Origin of the sequence: Streptomyces niveiscabiei (assembly GCF_001419795.1) — a bacterium.
In the GTDB taxonomy this organism is placed as follows: Bacteria; Actinomycetota; Actinomycetes; order Streptomycetales; family Streptomycetaceae; genus Streptomyces; species Streptomyces niveiscabiei.
Genome location: NZ_LIRL01001397.1, coordinates 1 through 2520, shown reverse-complemented (window position 1 = coordinate 2520; position 2520 = coordinate 1). Strand labels below are relative to the sequence as shown.

The following is a 2520-nucleotide window of genomic DNA, read 5'->3' as shown; positions in this document are numbered from 1 at the left end:
CCACCACCCCCACCCCGAACGCCCGCACCAGGTCGTGCACCCGCCACCGATCGGCCTGCCCTTCGACCACGGAGACCAGACACCGCGCGGCGAGGTCCTCCAGCAGACCGGTCACCGTCCTGGCGGGGAGGTCGGCCAGAGCCGCGACGGACTCCGTTCCGGTCTCCGCTCCCGGTGCCAGGCACAACAGCCTCAGCAGGCGGGCGAGTTCGGGTGGCAGGCGGCGGTACGAGGTCTCAAGTACCGGGCGCAGCACCAGAGAACGGCCGTAGAGGTCCGTGCCGGGACTCGCGTTGTCGAGGACGGTCGCCGCGTCGCCGGTCTCGCGGATCTCGGTCACCAGGGACGCGATGTCCCGGCGTCGGCGTCGACGGAGCATCGCCGCCGCGATTTGGAGGGCCAGCGGCAAGTGCCCGCACAGCTCGGCGAGTTCGCGGAGTTGCTGCGGCTCTCGCTGGGGGCGGTCGTCGCGCTCGTCCGTCGTGTGGAGGGCGTGGGTGATGAGGGCGACGGAGTCGTCCGGGGCCAGGGTTTCCAGGTCGATCAGGCGCAGAGGAAGGGAGTCGTGGCGGTCCCGGGAGGTGATCAGGATGCGGTGGTGGGTGGTGCTCGGGAGGAGGGGGAGGAACTGCGCCGGGTCCGAGGCGTTGTCCAGGATCAGGAGGGTTCGCGGGACGCGGGCCGCCAACAGGTCCGCGTACAGGTCGTGTTGGCGCTCCGGCGTCGGCGGGAGGTCCTGGCCCTGTACGCCCAGCGCGTCGAGCAGCGCCAGGATCGCCTGGTCCGCCGTGACCGGGTCGTCGTCGTAACCCCGTAGGTCTACGAACAGGGTCCCTCCAGGGAACCAGCCGTCGGCCCGGGCCTGGTGGGCCGCCTCGACCGCCAGGGCCGTTTTGCCGATGCCCCCCATACCCGTGACCGCGAAGATCAGGACCGGGTGTGATGTTGAGTCCGGCGCCAAGTGAGGGAGGAGGCGGGCGAGTTCGTCGGTGCGGCCGGTGAAGCCCGGTGGGCGGGGTCGGAGGGTCGTGGTCGCTCGGGGGACCGGGCCGTGTCTACGGGGTGCCGGTCTGTTTTCCGGTGACCGGGCCGTAGAAGGTGCCGCCGCTGAAGTCGATGTGGTCGCCGGAGTAGGCGGTGCTTTTGGAGCCCTCCTGGGGGGTGCGGGGCTGGTGTTTGCGCAGGATGGTGATCGCCACCTTCGCCGCCTGGTCTGCCGCGTGTTCCTGGGAGCCCGAGGCGTCGGCCTCGTGTTTGGCGGGGTCGGCGAAGTCGCTGATGCCGCGGATGACCAGGGCGTCCAACTGGCCGCTGAGGTGGGCCGCGTGGGAGGCGCCGGAGCCTTCCATCTCGATGGCGTAGGCGTCGCTGTAGGAGCGGCGGATGCGGGCGGCGAAGTCGGAGCGCTGGTCCGCGAGGACCACGTCGCCGCAGGCGATCGGCTTGCGGTGGCCCCGTACGTCCGGGCGCAGGTCGCGCAGGGCCGAGCGGGCCGCCTGGACGAGGGCGTGGGAGCCGTGCCAGCTCTCCGGGCGTTCCAGGTGGCCTTCGGGGGTGAGTTTGCCGCCCTGGACGGCGTACACCTTCGTGCCCACGACCACGTCGCCGAGTTCCAGGTCGTCCTTCAGGCCGCCCGCGACGCCCACGAACAGGAGGGCCTCGGGGTGGAGTTCGTTGATGATCTGCTTCGCGAGGATCGCCGTCGTCAGGGCGCCTTCGCCGAGTTCCGCGAGGGCGATGGTCCAGTCCGTGCCCTCAAGTCGGCCTTGTTCCAGGCGGGTTCCGTCGGGCAGCGTGATTTCCGTCGGGTCGTTGAGGTACGGGTGCACGGCGTCGTACTCGACGGGCAGGGCGGTGAGGATCACGGCTGTGTGCGGCACGCCTTTAAGGTACTGCCAAGTCGTCGGGGGAACGGGGTAGGACGGGAATGTCGGAACAAGACGTCAGCGTGGGGCAGTTGCTGCTCGCGGAGTACGAGAACATCAAGGACGAGCAGAAGGCCCGGATCGGGTTCCGGGACAATCTGCTGTATGTGACGCTGACCGTCGTCGCGGCCGTCATCGCCGCGGCGGCTCAGGCCAAGCGGGTGGAGATGCTGCTCGCGCTGCCGCCGGTGTGTGTGGTGCTGGGGTGGACGTACCTGGTCAACGACGAGAAGATCTCGGCGATCGGGCGGTATGTGCGGGAGGAGTTGGGGCCCAGGCTCTCCGAACTCGCGGTGCCCGGTGGGGGGTTCACCGCGTTCGGGTGGGAGGTCGCCCATCGGGCGGACGCTCGGCGCACGTCCCGTAAGCGGGTCCAACTGGCCGTGGATCTCCTGGCGTTCTGCGTCGTGCCGCTTGCCGCGCTGATCGTGTTCTGGGTGGGGGCGGGCGGAGAGCCCTTGCTCGTGGCCCTGTCGGCCGTGGAGGCGTTGACCGTGGTGGGGCTGGGGGCTCAGGTCGTGGTGTACGCGCGGTGAGGGGCAGTGGGCGGCCGTACGGCGGGGACCACGTGGATTTCCGGGGCGGGGTGTTCCTG

The 2520-nt window shown here is 70.4% G+C and carries 3 protein-coding genes; 1 reads left to right on the top strand and 2 read right to left on the bottom strand.

The window, feature by feature from the left end; all coding sequences use genetic code 11:
• Together AOK24_RS44440 and AOK24_RS44435 are read right to left on the bottom strand one after the other, a co-directional pair.
• Positions 1-961 (bottom strand): NB-ARC domain-containing protein (locus tag AOK24_RS44440; RefSeq protein ID WP_240554428.1); only part of this gene is annotated, 961 nt, incomplete at its 3' end.
• A 94-nt stretch (positions 962-1055) separates the two neighbouring features.
• Positions 1056-1880 carry a 5'-methylthioadenosine/S-adenosylhomocysteine nucleosidase gene (locus tag AOK24_RS44435; RefSeq protein ID WP_055725476.1) on the bottom strand — a complete coding sequence of 275 codons (825 nt, stop codon included), beginning with the start codon at positions 1878-1880 and terminating at the stop codon, positions 1056-1058.
• 47 nt (positions 1881-1927) lie between these two features.
• Between AOK24_RS44435 and AOK24_RS44430 the strand changes: the two genes are divergently transcribed.
• Positions 1928-2461 (top strand): hypothetical protein, encoded by a 534-nt coding sequence (locus AOK24_RS44430; protein WP_055725475.1) that lies wholly within the window; start codon positions 1928-1930, stop codon positions 2459-2461.
• The last annotated feature ends 59 nt before the right edge of the window (positions 2462-2520 follow it).

Coding starts and splice junctions, on each gene's coding strand:
- AOK24_RS44430 (WP_055725475.1), top strand. CDS start 1,928: ATGTCGGAACAAGACGTCAGCGTGGGGCAGTTGCTGCTCGCGGAGTAC.